General features: G+C 54.4%; 16 protein-coding genes, 1 other RNA gene, 1 pseudogene and 1 other annotated feature. Of the genes and pseudogenes, 9 read left to right on the top strand and 9 right to left on the bottom strand.

Annotated elements, in window-relative coordinates:
* Positions 1 to 54 precede the first annotated feature (54 nt).
* From C5F52_RS19465 to C5F52_RS19445, 5 genes are all read left to right on the top strand, one after another.
* Positions 55 to 1,998, top strand: a complete 1,944-nt coding sequence (locus C5F52_RS19465; RefSeq protein WP_236657935.1) for a methyl-accepting chemotaxis protein — start codon at positions 55 to 57, stop codon at positions 1,996 to 1,998.
* 53 nt (positions 1,999 to 2,051) lie between these two features.
* Positions 2,052 to 2,519, top strand: a complete 468-nt coding sequence (locus C5F52_RS19460; protein WP_104800023.1) for a cache domain-containing protein — start codon at positions 2,052 to 2,054, stop codon at positions 2,517 to 2,519.
* Between the two features lie 62 nt (positions 2,520 to 2,581).
* The gene (locus tag C5F52_RS19455) at positions 2,582 to 4,525 is read left to right on the top strand and encodes a methyl-accepting chemotaxis protein (protein ID WP_104800022.1); all 1,944 of its coding nucleotides are present in this window, start codon (positions 2,582 to 2,584) and stop codon (positions 4,523 to 4,525) included.
* A gap of 7 nt (positions 4,526 to 4,532) precedes the next feature.
* Positions 4,533 to 5,360: a hypothetical protein gene (locus C5F52_RS19450; RefSeq protein WP_104800021.1), complete on the top strand. Its 828-nt coding sequence runs from the start codon at positions 4,533 to 4,535 to the stop codon at positions 5,358 to 5,360.
* Between the two features lie 53 nt (positions 5,361 to 5,413).
* Positions 5,414 to 6,598 (top strand): cyclic nucleotide-binding domain-containing protein, encoded by a 1,185-nt coding sequence (locus C5F52_RS19445; protein WP_104800020.1) that lies wholly within the window; start codon positions 5,414 to 5,416, stop codon positions 6,596 to 6,598.
* A 1-nt stretch (position 6,599) separates the two neighbouring features.
* Here the strand turns inward: C5F52_RS19445 and C5F52_RS19440 are convergent, their stop codons facing one another.
* The 4 genes from C5F52_RS19440 to dnaX all read right to left on the bottom strand — a co-directional run bounded on the left by C5F52_RS19440 (position 6,600) and on the right by dnaX (position 11,700).
* Positions 6,600 to 8,600: a methyl-accepting chemotaxis protein gene (locus tag C5F52_RS19440; RefSeq protein WP_104800019.1), complete on the bottom strand. Its 2,001-nt coding sequence runs from the start codon at positions 8,598 to 8,600 to the stop codon at positions 6,600 to 6,602.
* A gap of 120 nt (positions 8,601 to 8,720) precedes the next feature.
* Positions 8,721 to 9,317 carry a recombination mediator RecR gene (gene recR, locus C5F52_RS19435; RefSeq protein WP_104800018.1) on the bottom strand — a complete coding sequence of 199 codons (597 nt, stop codon included), beginning with the start codon at positions 9,315 to 9,317 and terminating at the stop codon, positions 8,721 to 8,723.
* Complete coding sequence (locus tag C5F52_RS19430; RefSeq protein ID WP_104800017.1) at positions 9,317 to 9,640, bottom strand: YbaB/EbfC family nucleoid-associated protein; 324 nt, start codon at positions 9,638 to 9,640, stop codon at positions 9,317 to 9,319. Before C5F52_RS19430 ends, recR begins: the two co-directional genes overlap by 1 nt.
* Before the next feature lie 32 nt (positions 9,641 to 9,672).
* Positions 9,673 to 11,700, bottom strand: a complete 2,028-nt coding sequence (gene dnaX / locus C5F52_RS19425) for a DNA polymerase III subunit gamma/tau (RefSeq protein ID WP_104800016.1) — start codon at positions 11,698 to 11,700, stop codon at positions 9,673 to 9,675.
* A 68-nt stretch (positions 11,701 to 11,768) separates the two neighbouring features.
* On the opposite strand from dnaX, the gene ffs reads away from it, so the two are divergent.
* An RNA gene (gene ffs, locus C5F52_RS19420) (signal recognition particle sRNA small type) lies at positions 11,769 to 11,865 on the top strand.
* On the opposite strand, the gene C5F52_RS19415 is transcribed toward ffs, so the two are convergent.
* From C5F52_RS19415 to C5F52_RS30440, 5 genes are all read right to left on the bottom strand, one after another.
* A complete protein-coding gene (locus C5F52_RS19415; protein ID WP_104800015.1) occupies positions 11,866 to 12,708 on the bottom strand; it encodes an endonuclease in 843 nt (280 codons plus the stop codon).
* 45 nt (positions 12,709 to 12,753) lie between these two features.
* Positions 12,754 to 13,269 carry a hypothetical protein gene (locus C5F52_RS29740; protein WP_146100126.1) on the bottom strand — a complete coding sequence of 172 codons (516 nt, stop codon included), beginning with the start codon at positions 13,267 to 13,269 and terminating at the stop codon, positions 12,754 to 12,756.
* A gap of 65 nt (positions 13,270 to 13,334) precedes the next feature.
* Positions 13,335 to 13,742 (bottom strand): dihydroneopterin aldolase, encoded by a 408-nt coding sequence (locus C5F52_RS19410; protein WP_104800014.1) that lies wholly within the window; start codon positions 13,740 to 13,742, stop codon positions 13,335 to 13,337.
* A complete protein-coding gene (locus C5F52_RS19405) occupies positions 13,739 to 14,095 on the bottom strand; it encodes a DUF2237 family protein (RefSeq protein ID WP_104800013.1) in 357 nt (118 codons plus the stop codon). The genes C5F52_RS19410 and C5F52_RS19405 overlap by 4 nt, the downstream gene beginning before the upstream one ends.
* Before the next feature lie 58 nt (positions 14,096 to 14,153).
* Positions 14,154 to 14,276, bottom strand: coding sequence for a hypothetical protein (locus C5F52_RS30440; RefSeq protein ID WP_104800012.1), 123 nt, complete (start codon positions 14,274 to 14,276; stop codon positions 14,154 to 14,156).
* A gap of 601 nt (positions 14,277 to 14,877) precedes the next feature.
* Between C5F52_RS30440 and C5F52_RS29940 the strand changes: the two genes are divergently transcribed.
* The 3 genes and pseudogenes from C5F52_RS29940 to C5F52_RS19390 all read left to right on the top strand — a co-directional run.
* Positions 14,878 to 15,048 carry a hypothetical protein gene (locus C5F52_RS29940; protein WP_161499740.1) on the top strand — a complete coding sequence of 57 codons (171 nt, stop codon included), beginning with the start codon at positions 14,878 to 14,880 and terminating at the stop codon, positions 15,046 to 15,048.
* Positions 15,049 to 15,067: 19 nt separating this feature from the next.
* On the top strand, positions 15,068 to 15,973 hold the full coding sequence (locus tag C5F52_RS19395; protein ID WP_104800011.1) for an oxygenase MpaB family protein: 906 nt from the start codon (positions 15,068 to 15,070) through the stop codon (positions 15,971 to 15,973).
* Between the two features lie 194 nt (positions 15,974 to 16,167).
* A pseudogene (locus C5F52_RS19390) lies at positions 16,168 to 16,695 on the top strand (transposase); the annotation flags it as partial.
* Positions 16,446 to 16,562: a sequence feature (AL1L pseudoknot), on the top strand. Its footprint overlaps the pseudogene before it by 117 nt.

The raw sequence follows: 16,695 nt of genomic DNA, 5'->3' as shown, positions 1-16,695 counted from the left end.
TCCTTCAGATTCAGCCGTTCGCACCGATAAAACAAAAGACAAAAAGGAAGACCCGTGTTAAAAAATTTAAACGTAGGCACACGATTGATGCTGTTGGTGGCGCTGCTGGGCATGCTGTCAGTCACGATTGGCGTGAACGGGCTGCGCGGCATGGCCATGTGCGTGGCGGGTTTGCAAACGGTGTACGCCGACCGCGTGGTCCCCCTGCGCGATCTCAAGGTCATTGCTGACATGTACGCCGTCAACATCGTGGACACCTCACACAAAGTGCGCAACGGCAACATTTCTTGGGAAGAAGGCCGTAAAAACTTGGCCGATGCCGAGTTGCAAATTGCCGAAAAATGGAAGCACTACAAAAACACCGTGCTGGTCGCCGAAGAAGAACGCTTGGTGGCAGAAATCGAGCCACTGTTTAAAAGTACCCAAATTGAGCTGGACCATCTGCGCGACATCTTGACCCGCGAAGACAAGCAAGCCATTGCCGAATTCACGGCAGGACCGCTCTACCCCGCCGTCGACCCCATCAGCGGCAAGTTCTCGGATCTGATCGAAGTTCAACTCAAAGTTGCCAAACAAGAATACGACGCCTCCAACGACAGCTACGCCTTCAACCGCGTGTTCAACATTGGCCTGATCTTGGTCGGCTTAGCGTTCGGCGCCGTATTTGCACTGTGGATTGTTCGCTCGGTCAGCGGCCCCCTCGAAAAAGTGCGCCAAGTGGTGCGCAACGTGGCCAAAAGCTCAGACTTCTCACAACGCGTGGCCGTCAGCAGCAATGACGAAGTGGGCCAAACTGCCCAAGCCTTCAATGCCTTGCTAGAAGCCCAGCAAACAGCGATTGGTGAAGTCAACCGCACCGTCACTGCCATGGCCGAAGGCGACTTCAGCCAACGCGTGAACGCCAATTTGCATGGCGATCTGAAAACCATGAAAGAGGCTATCAACGCCTCTGTGGACAGCATTCAAACCACCATCCAAGATTTGAGCAAGGTCTTGCACGCGCTCTCACAAGGTAACTTTGCAGCCCGCTCTACCGCGCAAGTGCATGGTGAATTCAAACAAGCCGTGGACCAAGCCACATCGGCCATGGAGGCTCTTGAAGCCATGATTGGCGGCGTCGGCCATGTGATGAGCCGCGTGGCTCAGGGCGACTTGTCGCAACGCGTGACCGCCGAAGGGCGCGGCGACTTGATCACCCTCAAAAACAACATCAACACCTCGCTGGATTCGATGAGCGCTGCCTTGCGTGCCATCCACGGCAACACACGCCAAGTGGCCACCGCGGCCAACGAAACCAGCCATGCGATCGGCCAAATTTCGGACGGCGCACAAAACCAAACCCACGCCATCTCGCAAGTCGCAGCCGCCGTGCGTCAAACCGCCACGTCAGTGGCCGATGTATCGCGCAACACCAGCGTGGCCAGCCAAAAGTCACAAGAGTCGATTGCCATCATGCGCGACGGCATGAAAAAAATGAGCGATATGGTGGATGTGGTCAACAGCATTGCCGCCAACTCGGACAAGATCAACCAAATCACCGAGGTGATCGAAAAGATTGCCAACAAAACCAACCTGCTCTCTTTGAACGCGGCCATCGAAGCGGCCCGCGCAGGCGAACACGGCAAGGGCTTCTCGGTCGTGGCTGAAGAAGTGGGCAAACTGGCCGCCAACAGCGCGGAAAGCTCACAAGAGATTGCGCAATTGGTGCAACAAGCGGTGTCTGAAACCGCCAAAGCCGTCGCCACAGTGAAAGAAGTCAGCGAAGACATGACGCGCATCGAACTCGCCTCACGCGAGACCGACCAAATGCTGCAACGCATCTCCGCCGCCTTGGAGCAGCAAAGCAGCGCCACCGAAGAAATCAACGCCAACGTGTTCAATTTGGACCGCATTGCCAGCAGCAACGCCTCCGCGTCTGAAGAAATCACGGCTAGTGTGGTGGAACTGTCAAAAATTGCCGATGCAACACGCCGTGAAGTTGAGAAATTCTCAATGTAAGATTAAGTTGGTGGAAATCTAATTAATTCTATTTTTACAACAAGGACGACAAAATGATCAAAAAAACAAGCTTATTGGCAACTGCATTACTTTGCGTCTTGGCGCTCACCCAGTCGGTGAGCTTTGCAGCCGGTGAACGCGCCACCAAAGCCGAAGCCGAAGCCATGGTGGCCAAGGGTGTTGCTGCGGTCAAAGCCAAAGGTGACGGCGCGTATGTTGAGCTGACAGCCCCTAGCAAAGCGTTTGCGGATCGCGATTTGTATTTGGTGGTGTACGACATCACCGGCAAATGCTTGGCACACGGTCAAAACCCCAAGCAAGTTGGCAAAGAACTGATCAATCTGAAAGATCCAGACGGCAAAGAGTTCATCAAAGAGCGCGTCGAGTTGGCCAGCTCTAAGGGCAAATTCTGGCAAGACTACAAGTTCACCGATCCGTTGACCAAAACCGTGCAAGCCAAGCAGGCCTATTGCGAAAAGGTGGGCAATGTGATCGTTTGCGGCGGCGTCTACAAACTCTGATGCCTCTGCCGTCATGGCCTCCTTGGAGGTCATGACGCTCTGAACTCTGCTGAACTGAACCCATGACCGCTGTTTACAAAAAAATGAGCATTGCCAACAAGCTCATGATGGCCCCCCTTTTGGTGGCTGTTTTGTTGTTGGGCTTTGGCATTTTCAGTTACGCCAACATGCATGCGTTTCAAGTCAGCGTGAATGCGCTATTGGCAGATTCGGTGGCCACGGAGCGCATGGCCCAAGAAACCGAAGCCACGGTCAATGCCACCCATGCGGCGGCTTACCGCAGCTTGGCCTTGCTCAACCTCAAGAGCGACAAAGCCGCCTTATCGGCTGAAACCATGATGACGGAGCAGCTCACCGCCTTGGGCGATGTGGGCCGTGACCTCGAAGCCAGCCCGAACGCACGCTTGCGCAGCCTGATCAAACCCATTCAAACCTACGAAAACGCGGTACGCGAGGCGTACGACTCATCGACATCGGACACCAATTTGGGCGCCATGATGATGCAAGACGCCGACAACGCGTACGACCAGCTCATCGAAACCCTGCACATGGTGGGTGCGGCCAGCCGCATCGGCGCTTCCAACGCCCAAAAGAATTTGAACGAGCGCATCGATTTGCAACAAGGCGTGCAAATCGCTGCTTTGCTGTTTGCCATTTTCGCGGGCTTGTTGCTGGCCTATGTGGCCGGTAAAAAAATCGCCCGCCCCTTGCGCGCCATGCAAGCGCAGATTTCTGCCATCGAAGACCGCGCTGACTTTTCTCTTCGTGTGAAGATCGAAAGCGGTGACGAAGTCGGTCAAACCGCCCTGTCGCTGAACGCCTTGTTGCAATCGCTGCAAAACGCGGTGCAAGAAGTCAACTCGGTGGTGGGCGCCGTGTCTGCTGGCGATTTCAGCCGTCGCGTGGAAGCCCCGTTGAAGGGCGACATGGCCGTGATGAAGGCTGCCGTGAACGACTCAGCGGAGAGCGTGAAGTCCACCATGAATGGCCTCAACGACATGATGCAAGCCCTGCAAAATGGCGACTTCTCCAAGCATCTGCACATCGAAGTCACTGGCGAATACAAGCGCGCCATGACGCAAGCGGTGGACGCCATGCAATCGCTCAACACCATGCTGGGTGACGTGGGCAGCGTGATGAAAGGCGTCTCGCAAGGCGACTTGAGCTTGCGCGTCAACGCCCAAGGCAGTGGCGATTTGCTGACCTTGAAAAACAACATCAACCTGTCCTTGGATGCCGTGAGTGGCTCCATGCGGGTGATCAACCAAAACGCCCGCCAAGTGGCCTCCGCCTCGGCCCAATCAAGCCAAGCGGTGGGACAAATTTCGGATGGCGCGCTGAACCAAACCCACGCCATTGGCCAAGTGGCCACGGCCGTGCGTCAGACCGTCACCTCGGTGGCCGATGTGTCGCGTAACACTGAAGTGGCCAGCCAAAAATCCAAAGAGTCGGTGCGCATCGTGCGCGACGGCATTCGCAAAATGGCGCACATGGTGGAGGTGGTCAACAGCATTGCGGCCAACTCTGAAAAGATCAATAAGATCACCGTCGTGATCGAAAAGATTGCCAACAAAACCAACCTGCTCTCGCTCAACGCCGCCATTGAAGCTGCCCGCGCAGGCGAGCACGGCAAAGGCTTTGCCGTGGTGGCCGATGAAGTGGGCAAGCTGGCCGTCAACAGCGCCGAGAGTTCACAAGAAATTGCCCAGTTGGTGCAGCACGCCGTGGCAGAAACCCGCCGTGCGGTGCTGGCTGTGCAAGAAGTCAGTGCCGATATGGCGCGCATTGAAAGCGGCTCCCAAGAGACCGACGACATGCTGCAACGTATTGCGGGCGCGCTCGAAGAGCAGAGCACCGCTGTGGAGCAGATCAACGCCAACCTCTCCAGTGTTGATAACATTGCGCGCAGCAACTCTGCTGCCTCTGAAGAAATCACGGAAACCGTGATGGAACTGTCCAAGATTGCAGATTCCACACGCCGTGAAGTTGAGAAATTCATCCTATAAGGTGGTCATGAATCTTTTGTATTTAGAAGCCACGTTGGACAATTTACGCACCAAGTGGCCCGATGCTTGGCCTGGTATGGCTGTCGTCGTTCGCAGTGCGCTGGGCCAATTGGGCTTCAGCCAAGGTGCGCGTCTGTCGGCGCGCCATCAAGCCCTGCATGACTGCATCTTCTCGGTCATCCAAGCCATTGAAAAAGACGGCCAGCGCCGCGCTAAAAGTCACCAAGAGCCTCAGTACCACAACCGCTTGCATTTTGCCGATGCGGTGGTGTCCTTGACGGTGCTCTTGGCCAATGAGCGCCAAGTGGCGGGCCGCGCTGCCAGCGAACTGCCCAACCACGCCGAATGGTTGGCCATGCTGACCGTGGTGAGCCACGACTTTTTGCACAACGGCCAGATCAACCAATTCCGCTCTGAAATTGAAGCCTTGTCGGTCAAGGCGCTGACGCCACACATGACCAAGCACAAGGTGCACAAGGCCGACCAAGCCTTGATCGGGTCGCTGATCTTGAAGACCGATCCGGCCTTTGTGCCCGAGTCACACCAGGCCATCGCTGGCGTGCCCTTTGATGTGTCGGACCCACGCTGTTTGTTGGTCTTGATTCAAGAATGTGACATTTTGGCCAGCACCCTGCCCGCCACAGGCCACAGTTTGACCCAACAACTCTCGGACGAATGGGCGCCGGTGTCCCCTGATCGCTCACAATCGCTACTGACTGCCAAAGGTCGTTTGTTTTTTTTAAAGCACATGGCCTTATTTTCTAGCCCGTCGAGCCGATTACTGGGTATCCAAGCCACCATTGACCAGCAAATTGCCGAACTTGAACAGGCGTAAAGCCCAACAACTTGGTTGACGCGCTGAACGCCGCCTCCCCTTTTTAAGCCGCAATGTCCGCACAACCCAATCAAGAAGCCCCAACGGCCTCTCGCACCCCCAAAACCGACGCTGTCGAGCGGTTCATGCACACGCCTGGCCGTCCTCCAGTCGGCTTTGTGTTGTCAGAATTCGCCCGTCGCATGGAGTACGAGCTGCGGGTGGCGATTGAAGTGGCCAATGGCCGCGCCACACTGGCCGATTTGGAACGCGTCCAAAAGCTCAACGTCAAGTCCTTGCCCGCGCGCGGCGCCGCCCCCGTGCGTGCCTCCGCCGTGTCCACACCCTCGGCCCCCGTTCGCAAAGCAGCGGCAGATGCGGCACCGCAAGCCGCAGCAGCGCCACGCGTGCCCCGCCGCAAGGTGAGCAGCGAAGGCGCGGGTGAGTCGGTGGTGTACGAAGAAGGCAAAGTGCTATTCAACCAAGGTGACAAGGCCGACCATCTGGCCATCATTTTGGAAGGCTCGGTCGAGATTTTTGATGCCAAAACGGGCAACAGCATTGCCGTGCTCAACAAGGGCGTGTCCTTTGGCGAACAAGCTATTTTGGAAGGCGGCGTGCGCGGTGCATCGGCCCGCGCCCACACGCGTGTGGTGTGTCTGGAGATCAGCACCGAACCGCTGCGCGCCATCCTCAAATCAGACCCTGGCATCTTGACGCCCGTGGTCGAGGCCATGCTGCTGCAACTGAACATGGCCAACAAGATCAGCAAGTCTGTGGACAGCGATGAGTTGGACTACGAGGTGACCAACGACAACAACCTGTCGTCCACCCAAGTGCAAAAAATTCTCGACGAGGTCTACGCCACAGGCGACAACAAGGGCATGAGCAGCGACGAGTTGATGTTCTTGAAGTTGCTCGCTTCGAACAAACTGCACACCACGGTGCACGAGGCTGGCACGGTCTTGGGCTCGCCAGACGACACCGAGTTGGGCTTGGGCTACATCATTGTGCAAGGCCACGTTGAAGCGGCCATTGGCAAGAAAAAGTACAAGCTAGGGCCAGGCAGCGTGCTGGGCTTGGCCGAAGCCCTGCTGGACAAGACATTGCCTTGGGAATTGAGCAGCTTAGACACCGTGACCTTGATGAACATCCCCATCGACAAGGCCTTGCGCGGCTTGGAACATGCCAACCCCGGCATTCGCGGCATCGTGCGCTACACGGCAGACCGCATCATGCATTTGCAAAACACGTTCTAAATCAGATCTTGAACTGTTCCACTTCGCGGCGTGTGCCGTCGGCGATTTTGGACAACTCGATCACCGTGGCCGTGATCTCTTCGCTGGCCGAGGCGTTGGACTGCGCGATGCGGTCCAAGGTCGAGACGTTGGCGTTGATCTCTTGCACCGCATTGCTTTGCTCCTCCAAAGCGGCGGAGATGCGCTGCATCATGCCGTCGGCTTCGGTGGCACCGGCTTCAATGCGTTCCATGTCGGCACTGACGTCTTGCACGGTGGCGACCGCGCGACGCGCTTCTGCGACGGCTTGCTGAACCAGCACCGTGATCTCTTGCGTACTCTCGGCGCTGCTGGCCGCGAGCTTGCCCACCTCTTCCGCCACCACCGAGAAGCCTTTGCCGTGCTCGCCCGCACGCGCTGCTTCGATGGCCGCGTTCAACGACAACAAATTGGTTTTGTTCGCGATGCTCTCGATCACCTCAGTGATCTTGTTGATCTTCTCGGAGTTGGCGGCAATGCCGTTGACCACCTCCACCATCGTGGCCATCTTGGCCTTGCCGCTGCGCACGATGTCCACCGACTCACGCGAGCGGCTGCTGGCGGTTTCGGTGTTGCGCGACACGTCGGTCACGGAAGCGGCGGTTTCTTTCACCGCGTTGGCCAATTGGGCAATGCCGTGCATTTGGTTTTGCGCGCCATCGCTGATCTGGCTGATGGCTTGGCTGGTCTGGTTGGCCGCCGCCGCCACTTGGCGGGTGTTGCTGTTGATGGCACGCATGGCCGCACTCAGCGCGTCCAGCGACTGGTTGATGTTGCCTTTGAGGCTGGCCAAATCACCGCGACCGTCGGCCGTGATGCGGCCGGTCAAGTCACCCGAAGCCACGTCGTTCATCACGTTCGCAACATCGCCCAACAAGGCTTGCATGGCCTGCATGGCTTGGTCCACCAAGTGGCGCAAGTCGCCCTTCACTTGGCTAGACATACGTTGGTTGAAGTCACCGTTGTACAAGGCCGTCATCACTTCGGCCAAAGCGTCCATGGTGGTTTTGACGCTGGCAGCGCTGGCGTTGACCGCATCTTTCATGGTGCGCAAGTCGCCTTTGAGGTTGGCGGTGATCGCTACGTCAAAGTTACCGGCAGCCAAAGCTTCCACCGCGTTGTTCACTTCAGAAATGGCCAACTGCTGTGCCGCCATGAGTTGGTTAAACGCACGCGCCGTTTGCCCCACCTCATCGTCAGAAATATCTTGAATACGACGCGAAAAGTCAGAGGTCGTTTCAACCAAGGTGACCATGTTGCGCAGAGCCTCCAAAGGCTCGGTGATGCTCTTGACTTGCCAGCGAATGACGGCCGCAATGATGAGCATGACCAACAACACCAACATCGAAAACTGCGTGGCGTGTTGCCAGAAGATCACTTCGACGTCGTCGATGTAAATGCCGCTGCCCACCACCCAATTCCAGCCATCAATTTTTTGCACGAAAGACAATTTTTCGTACACCTCGGTGGTCGTGCCGCCACCGGCTTTGGGCTTGGGCCAGTTGTAAGTGACGTAGCCCGAACCTGACTTGGTCGCCACTTCGGTAAACGCCACAAAGATGTTCTTTTTGCCGTCGGTTTTTTGGGGTGCCGTGTCCAAACCAAACTGCTGGCTGGTGGCCGAGTTGAAATTGGGCGCATCCAGCACCTTGCCATCCAGAGCGGGTACGGTGGGGTGCATGAGCATGACCGGCACAGGCTGCGTTTGGTCGTTCAACCAAAAATACTCTTTGGTCTCGTAACGCAAAGCCTTCACGGTTTGCATGGCCGCAGCCTTGGCCTCTTCTTCCGTCAACGTGCCGGCCTTTTGCAAGGCTTGGTAATGCGTGACCACGCCGTGCACCGACTCCACCAAATGACGCGTCTTGATCTTGCGGTCTTCCAACATGGTGGATTTTTCGATGGACAGCGCCACGATGGACACCAAGATCAGCCCCACAAAGGAGACGATCCCACCCAAAATCAACCGAGATTTGACGTTCATTGAATTTTTTCCTTGCTGAATTCGGCCGCATAAACGGCTGCCTCATTCTAATTCGATAAAAATAACAGGGAATTACAAAAAATCACAAATATGTCAATAGGGGATGCCCTGAAAAGACCGTCAAGCGTTGCGTCTGTCCACCATCGCGTGCGCAATGGTGCCTAAGTCGACGTATTCCAACTCGCTGCCCACGGGCACGCCGCGTGCCAAGCGCGTCACTTGCACGCCGCGCTTCTTCAAAGCTTCGGTCAACACATGCGCGGTGGCTTCGCCCTCAGCCGTGAAGTTGGTGGCCAAGATGACTTCTTGCACCACGCCATCGCTGGCTCGGTCAATGAGCTTTTCCAAGCCAATGTCTTTGGGGCCAAAGCCGTCGAGCGGGCTGATGCGGCCCATCAAGACGAAGTACAAGCCTTTGAACGCGGCAGTGCGCTCAATGGCCGATTGGTCAGCAGGGGTTTCGACCACACACAGGCGCGCGTTGTCGCGGCTGTCGTCCAAACACGTTTCACAAATGCTTTGGGTGGTGAAGGTGTGGCACAGCTCGCAGTGGCGCACTTGGCCGACGGCCTCGTGCAGGGCTTGCGAGAGCAACTGAGCGCCTTCGCGGTCATGCTGCAGCATGTGATAGGCCATGCGCGACGCGGTTTTGACGCCCACACCGGGCAGCCGGCGCAGGGCGTGAATCAGGCCATCGAGCGCAGAAACAGCGGCCATTAAAAGGGCAACTTCATGCCGGGTGGCAAACCGGCAGTGAGTTTGCTCATCTTGGCTTCACTGGTTTCAGCGGCTTTGCGCACGGCGTCGTTGAAGGCGGCGGCGACCAAGTCTTCGAGCATGTCTTTGTCGTCGGCCAGCAGGCTGGGGTCGATGGTGATGCGTTTGACATCGTGTTTGCACGTCATCAAGACTTTGACCAAGCCAGAGCCCGACTCGCCGGTGACGTCAATGTGAGCCAGCTCGTCTTGCGCCTTTTTGAGGTTGTCTTGCATGGCTTGGGCTTGTTTCATCAAGCCAGAGAGTTGTCCTTTGTTGAACATGGGTCGTCCTTTTATAAATAGAGATTGAAAACTTAAACAGGCTTGATGCTGCCGGGCACGATGCGTGCGCCAAAGTCGCGCATCAAGGTCTGCACATAGGGGTCGTTGAGGATGATGGCTTCGGCGCCCGCTTGACGCTGGGCGGCAGCTACGGCGTTGCGTTTGGCTGGGCTGTCTTGCACGCGGCCGACTTCAACGGTCAAGCGCACGGGGTAACCGGCCGTGGCCAACGCGGCTTGCAAGCGCTCGCGGCTCATGGTGCTGTTGAGCGATTCGCGCTCGACGCGCAGCATCCACGTGTCGGTGTCGCGTGCCATGAGTTGCGATTGCAGGCCCAACTCGCGCACCAAGGCGTTGATGGTTTCGGCGGCCGACATTTGCATGACCAAACCATGCCAAAACTCGCCTTCGGGCGTGGCTTCGACCTGCGGCACCACGGTGGTGGGCACCAAGGGTTCAAGTTGCGCACTGGGCACAGGCTGGTCGCGCACGGGCATGGCGACGACGGCGGCATCCGAGTCGTGGTCAAAGTCGTCGTAGTCGGGGGTGTAAGGCGCGTCGTCTTCGTCGTCAGAGGGGATGAATTCGGGCGCCTGATTAGCGGGCGCAGGCATCTCGCGCACAGGCAGGGCTTGGCCTTGAGGCGCTGGAGGCAAGCGCGTCGGCTCTGCGGCTTGAACCGGTGGCGCAGAAACAGGTGACACATGTTGGGCCGGTTCTGCGGCATTGGCCGGTTGAATGGCCACAGGCGCAACGGGCTGGATGGCGGATAAGGGCGTCGTACTCGGGGCTGCGATAGGCGCCACGGCAGCTGGCGTGGCGATGGGCGGCTTGTTCAGGCTCGGCGAAACCGTTGCAGGCGCAACGGGGTGAGCGGTTGGCGCGGGTGCTGACGGCGCGCGCTGCGCCTCAATCAGAGTTTTTTTTTCAGCCGAGGCCGAAGCGCTGGAGGCGGCCCCTTTGGGCTTGAAGGCCAGCAAGCGCAGCAGCACCATGGTGAGCGCGGCGTATTCGTCAGGGGCCAAGCCCAATTCTTGGCGGCCGTGCAAACACAGGCTGTACAGCAACTGGGTTTCATCGGCGGGCATCAAGTCAGCCAAACGCGCCATGTCGACGGCTTCGGGGTCTGCATCCGACTCGGCCATGCTCGGCACAGCTTGCAGCACGGCCATGCGCTGCAAAACCATGGACATGTCTTCCAGCGTTGCTGCAGCACTGAGGCCGTTCAAACGCAAAGCTTCGGAGGTGTCGACGACCGATTTGCCGTCACCATGCGCCAACGCCTCAATCAAACGGAACACATGCGAGCGGTCGGCGCTGCCCAACATTTGGCGCACCGAGGCCTCTTGCAACTGACCGCCGCCAAAAGCAATGGCTTGATCCGTCAAGCTCAAGGCATCGCGCATGGAGCCGCGTGCGGCGCGGGCCAACAAGCGCAAGGCTTGGGGCTCGGAAGCAATTTGTTCTTGGCCCAACACATGGCCCAAGTGCTCCAGCACGGTTTCGGGGGCCATGGGGCGCAGGTTGAACTGCAAGCAGCGCGACAGCACGGTGACCGGCACTTTTTGCGGGTCGGTGGTGGCGAGCACAAATTTCAAATATTCGGGTGGCTCTTCGAGCGTCTTCAACATCGCGTTGAACGCGGTGTTGGTGAGCATGTGCACCTCGTCAATCATGAAGACTTTGAAGCGGCCTTGCACGGGCTTGTAGACGGCTTGCTCCAGCAAGCTTTGCACTTCGTCTACGCCGCGGTTAGAGGCGGCGTCGAGCTCGGTGTAGTCCACAAAGCGACCGGCATCGATGTCGGTACAGGCTTGGCACACACCGCAGGGGTTGGCGGTGATGCCCCCCGTGCCATCCACGCCTTGGCAATTGAGCGATTTGGCCAGCACGCGCGACACCGTGGTCTTGCCCACACCGCGTGTGCCGGTGAACAAGTAGGCGTGGTGAAGGCGTTGCGTGGTCAGCGCGTTGGTCAGCGCTTGGACAACGTGCTCTTGCCCCACCATCTCCGTGAAGGTTTTGGGGCGGTATTTACGGGCGAGCACAAGGTAGGACATAAGCGCGAGATTCTAAAGCGAGCAGGCCATGCTCTTGAAAAGCCCACTTGTGTCCTACAATTACGCTCGACGGGCCTTCCCACATGGTGAAGCGGCCAACCGGGTCAGGCGGGGAACCGAGCAGCCCTAACTGTGGAGCCAGTGCTGGGGTCAAGGTCCGTCACCTTATATTTTTTCAAAATTGACTGCTTTTAAGAGGATAGGCCTGACCAAGATTTTGTAGCTATCAAGGTCAAAGTCATTTTTATCGAAGGCGGTTAGCGGACTTATGTCCCCTGCTTTTGAGCACTGCGTTCCTATATAGCACCAGTTATTGATCCGATGTTTCTGAACCCATTCACCAGACGTTTCGATCAAATCAATGGGGCCATCGAAGGGCCAAATTTCTACCTGTGAATCTATTAATGCAGATAAAAATCTGTTGTCGTGAACTGTCCGATCTTCCTTGCCAATACAAGCACCAAGACACGTTTTGACCTGTAATCCAAAGCAACCTCGTTTAGAGGTTCTTTCAAGGCCCAAAACAGACAAGCAAAGACGATACTGCTGTGCCAGCTCTTTAAGTTTCGCATTTGCAGCGTGACTTGATGAGAACAAGCCATACATTCCAGTCGCTCCCCCTAAATGGACAGATTGACTGTCTACGATCTCTGGCTCCATGCCCTTGTCTGTTTGATTCAGACGAATAGAGCACAGCGTGCGCAGACGTCGTAGGCGTTGATTAAACAGCGGGCTCTGTGCTTTGATCATGCGTGATTCAAGCAACAGCGCACCAATTTCACCTGCTGTCTCAATGAAATCAATTCGGCGTGTTTGCGCGATCATATTGGCTTCATCCGGCGCCCGAAGATGGCTCATCACCCGATTGCGAATATCAACGCTCTTGCCGATATACAGTGGCAGCGCTCCATCGCCCTTGAAGATATAAACACCAAAACTACGTGGCAAAGCATCCAGAGATGCTGGGTCAATCTTATGGTTTGAAACTCTTGGGTCTGATATTTGCATGGAAAAATTGAAACAGATCGGCGCTCTTTGCTAACCACCTTTTAATCATCTAAAGGCATGAGACTGCGGCTCAAAACAATCTAACAAGGGGGTCGGCGTTTCAGGGCTATGTTTTGACAAATATTCCCGAATGTAGGGTGCGGCTTTCCATGGTTTCGTGTATCCGCTCCATACGGCATTTGGGATGATGACTGAAATGTCATTGATACGCTTTGTTAGCACAACGGCAGGCAGCAGCTCCTTAAATTCCACTTCTGCCAGTGTCCATTCGCCGATTGTCCAAACACTTGCAAGTTGTGCTGAGTCTGAATTAGGTGGGCTGTACGCTTTAATGGTTTTCTCTACCTCTAAATACCGTCGATCGTCATTGGAAAGACGCAAGACATCGTCACAGCGACGCGCCCATCTGATCCACTGATTATTAGCCTCACCCACGATATCAATTTCGCGTTCATCAACCACGAGCAAAGAACCATTTTCTTTTTGTGCCAATGAAACATGGGAAGAGATAACTCCTAAAGTAACAAGACACAAAACGATCAATGAAACTCTTTTATTCATTTAATCGACTCTCTTTCCAGCGGGTGAACGCTGAAATCTCCTGAGCTTATTGAAAACATTCATGGTCACCGCTTTGCGTCCTGATGGGTATTTCGCAGCCCATTAGTAGTTGTCTCATCCAGGAATAAACGAACACCTAGTGAGCCGCTGCCACTTCGAACTGGGGCTTTACGAAGGTTAATTTCAATCGTTTTGATCTCAAGATAAGCAGCACAAGCGCTAGCAATCCGTGTCATGAGTCGTTCTTGCGTTTCATAGTGACAAAGTCCAGCAAGACGATCAATTTCTGCAATCAACGGGTCATAGTCAAAGACATGTGCCATCGCATCACTCGAAATTAAAACTAGATTCGTATCGATCTCAAGTGTTAGATCCAGCAGATGAACGTCGGGCCTGGTTTCATCAGGACCATATGTCCCAATTTGGGTTTTCAAGGACAGGTCACGTAACTCGACACGCGCTCGTGTCTTCATGATTGAAGCTGCTCCAAAGTAACGTAATCAAGAGCGTGGGCATGTGTGCTTTCAAGAACAACGGCCGGAGCGACGCCAGCATCATGCGCTTGTTTCCACCTGAGAGCACACAGGCACCAGCGATCACCTGCCTTTAAACCCGCAAACCGATATTCAGGTCGTGGTGTGATCAAGTCGTTTCCTTGTTGGAGGGAGAAATCCAAAAATGCCTGCGTTACTTTTGCACAGATGACATGGCTACCTTGGTCTTGCTCGTCTGTGTTGCAGCAACCGTCTCTAAAGTACCCAGTCAAAGGATCGTATGAACAAGGGACAAGGGGTGTCCCGAGCACGTTTAAGGGTTCTTGATTCATGGCAGGACCTTTTGGATGACTAATTTCATGAGACCTTCTGATGATTCTTCGATCGAGTCTAAAACGTGTTCAAACCCTTGTTCTGCTCGTCTAATTTCTTTTTAAACACCCACTCTGCACTTGGGCTACGACAGATGTTTCCCATACAGACAAAAGGGATTTTTAAGACAGGTCGAGTCATTGTTCTTTTTTGAAAATGACTACTTTTATATCTTTCAAAGCGATGTGTTTGTCAAAATTTTACAATTGAGTAGATCTTGAATAGATAATATTATGAAATACAGTTTTTTATGAAACAAAACCTGTTTTGCGTAGGTAAATATCTGAAAATTCTACTCAATAGGAGTTTGCATCATGATTTCGAAGAACGCCAGAAACGCCATTGGGCTTGACGAGCTGGAACTTGAGCAAGTTGTGATCAAAACATGAGATTCTCATACATGCTGCACAACAAAAACGGCCGTGGTCGTCGGGTGCCGTGCGGACAGGCTTGGCAATGGATTCATGACTTGGATAGCCTAGAACACTTGGGCCCAATTCTTGAGTGGATAGATCTGCGTGTATCTGTTGATCAACTGTGCCTTTTGAACGTCTACCTAGATCACACAGAAATCACGGCGCCCAAAAACCGTGAAATCTTTTCGAGTTGTAAATCACCAATTGTTTACAGCAGAGTAACTGCTGCTGATCGCGTCATCCATATGAAATTGATGACTTGCAAAAACTCGATGAGTCATTAAAAAATTGCTACGGCATTAATTCAAATAACCAAGGAGATAAATATGACAGAAGACACAAGATGCTGCGGAACGGGAACTTGCATCATCAATGAAGACGGATTTTGTTGGTGTGGTCAAAGATGGGACGGGGAAAAGATGTGTTTTCCAAAGCATGAAGAATCACTCCCCTTCGAGGCTGAAGCAGCAGATAAACCCAAAGACGTTCTTGGTTAAAAAGTTAACTTAAATTTTTATGTCTCTAACTGAATCACTCTCCAACTTTGCGCTGCAAACAATAGGCGAGCGTGTTCGTGCAATGACAGGTTCCAAATCAAATTTGGATGATTTCATGTCGCCAAAAGGTGACGCAGGTTTCTTTGGGCTTGACTCTGTGACCTGGAAGGTACATGCGAACTTCACGGCCATGATGGTTGGTGGACTATCGTCCTTGATTGTTCAGTCTTTGCACCCGCGAGCGTTATCGGCAGTTTGGGATCATTCAGATTTTCGAAACAAACTCAAGGATCGTCTAGGTCGAACCGCCTATTTTGTCGCGGCCACAACTTATGGCAGCGATGCCATGGCTATGAGTGCAATTCGCCGTGTCAACACTATTCATGCACATATTCGCGGCACCGATCTCAAAGGGAACCCATATATTGCAAATGAACCAGCCTTGATACGGTGGATCCATCTTGCTGAGGTAAGTTCATTCCTAAGCACATACCAACATCTGGCTAAGTCGCCACTCACTCAGCCTGAATGTGATCAATACATTCGTGAGATGGCTCGCATCGGTCATCTATTAGGAGCTGTTGATTTGCCTTTAACTTGGCAAACAACTCAGAAGGAGCTAGCTGGATATATAGGTGAGTTGCAATTTGACGCGCGGGCTCAAGAAATACTCAAGGTCGTTGAAAACTATCCAACTGACTTTTTTGACAAGCCTTTCATGCTTCTAACCCTGAAGGCTGCATTCGATGTTATGCCCTCGTGGGTTCTTGAGGTCATTGAAAAGCAACCTTCCTGCGCATTGCAGGCGCAAGCAACCCAAATAGCGCTCAATTTGATTTCCGAACCAATCCAGTGGATGCTCGATAAGCAAGGTGTCAGTGCGGTGGCTCGCCAGAGAATTCAGGGAGATTCTGCACATGCTTGAGATTGCTCTCGTTAATTGCTCTGATGAATTGGCGCAAAAGATTTCTCATGCTCTGCCTCACGTTAATTTATGCACGGCACGCTACGAATGCTTGTCTCAAATTCCTTCTGCTAATGGGAAAAAGAATTTTGAACTCATCGTTCTTGAATCGCCCCGTGTTTTGAGGAGGCTCCAACCTTTGAGAAGATGGAGCTATGAGCAAATCAAATCGTTTTTCCCCCGAAGTACGCGAACGCGCTGTTCGCATGTTGCAAGACCACCGTGGCGAATATCCGTCCACATGGGCGGCCATTGAATCAATTGCACTCAAGATCGGCTGCGCCCCTCAAACCCTTCACGAATGGGTTCGTAAGCACGAAGTCGACAGCGGCGTGCGCGGCGGCACCACCAGCGCTGAGCATGACCGAATCAAGGAGCTTGAACGCGAGAACAAAGAGCTGCGTCGGGCCAATGAGATCTTGAAGGTGGCCAGCGCGTTTTTCGCCCAGGCGGAGCTCGACCGCCGACTCAAGTCTTGAAGCGTTTCGTCGACCAGCATCGCAATACCTTCGGGGTCGAGCCAATTTGCAAGGTTTTGCAAATTGCCCCGTCTTGCTACAGGCGACACGCCGCCCTGCAACGCAACCCACAACTTCGCTGTGCAAGAGCCAAGCGCGATGATGAATTGATCCCTCACATTCAACGCGTTTGGAACGCCAACTTGCAGGTCTATGGCGCGGACA

The organism is Limnohabitans sp. TS-CS-82 (assembly GCF_002943475.1).
This window is presented reverse-complemented; position numbering and strand designations above follow the sequence as displayed.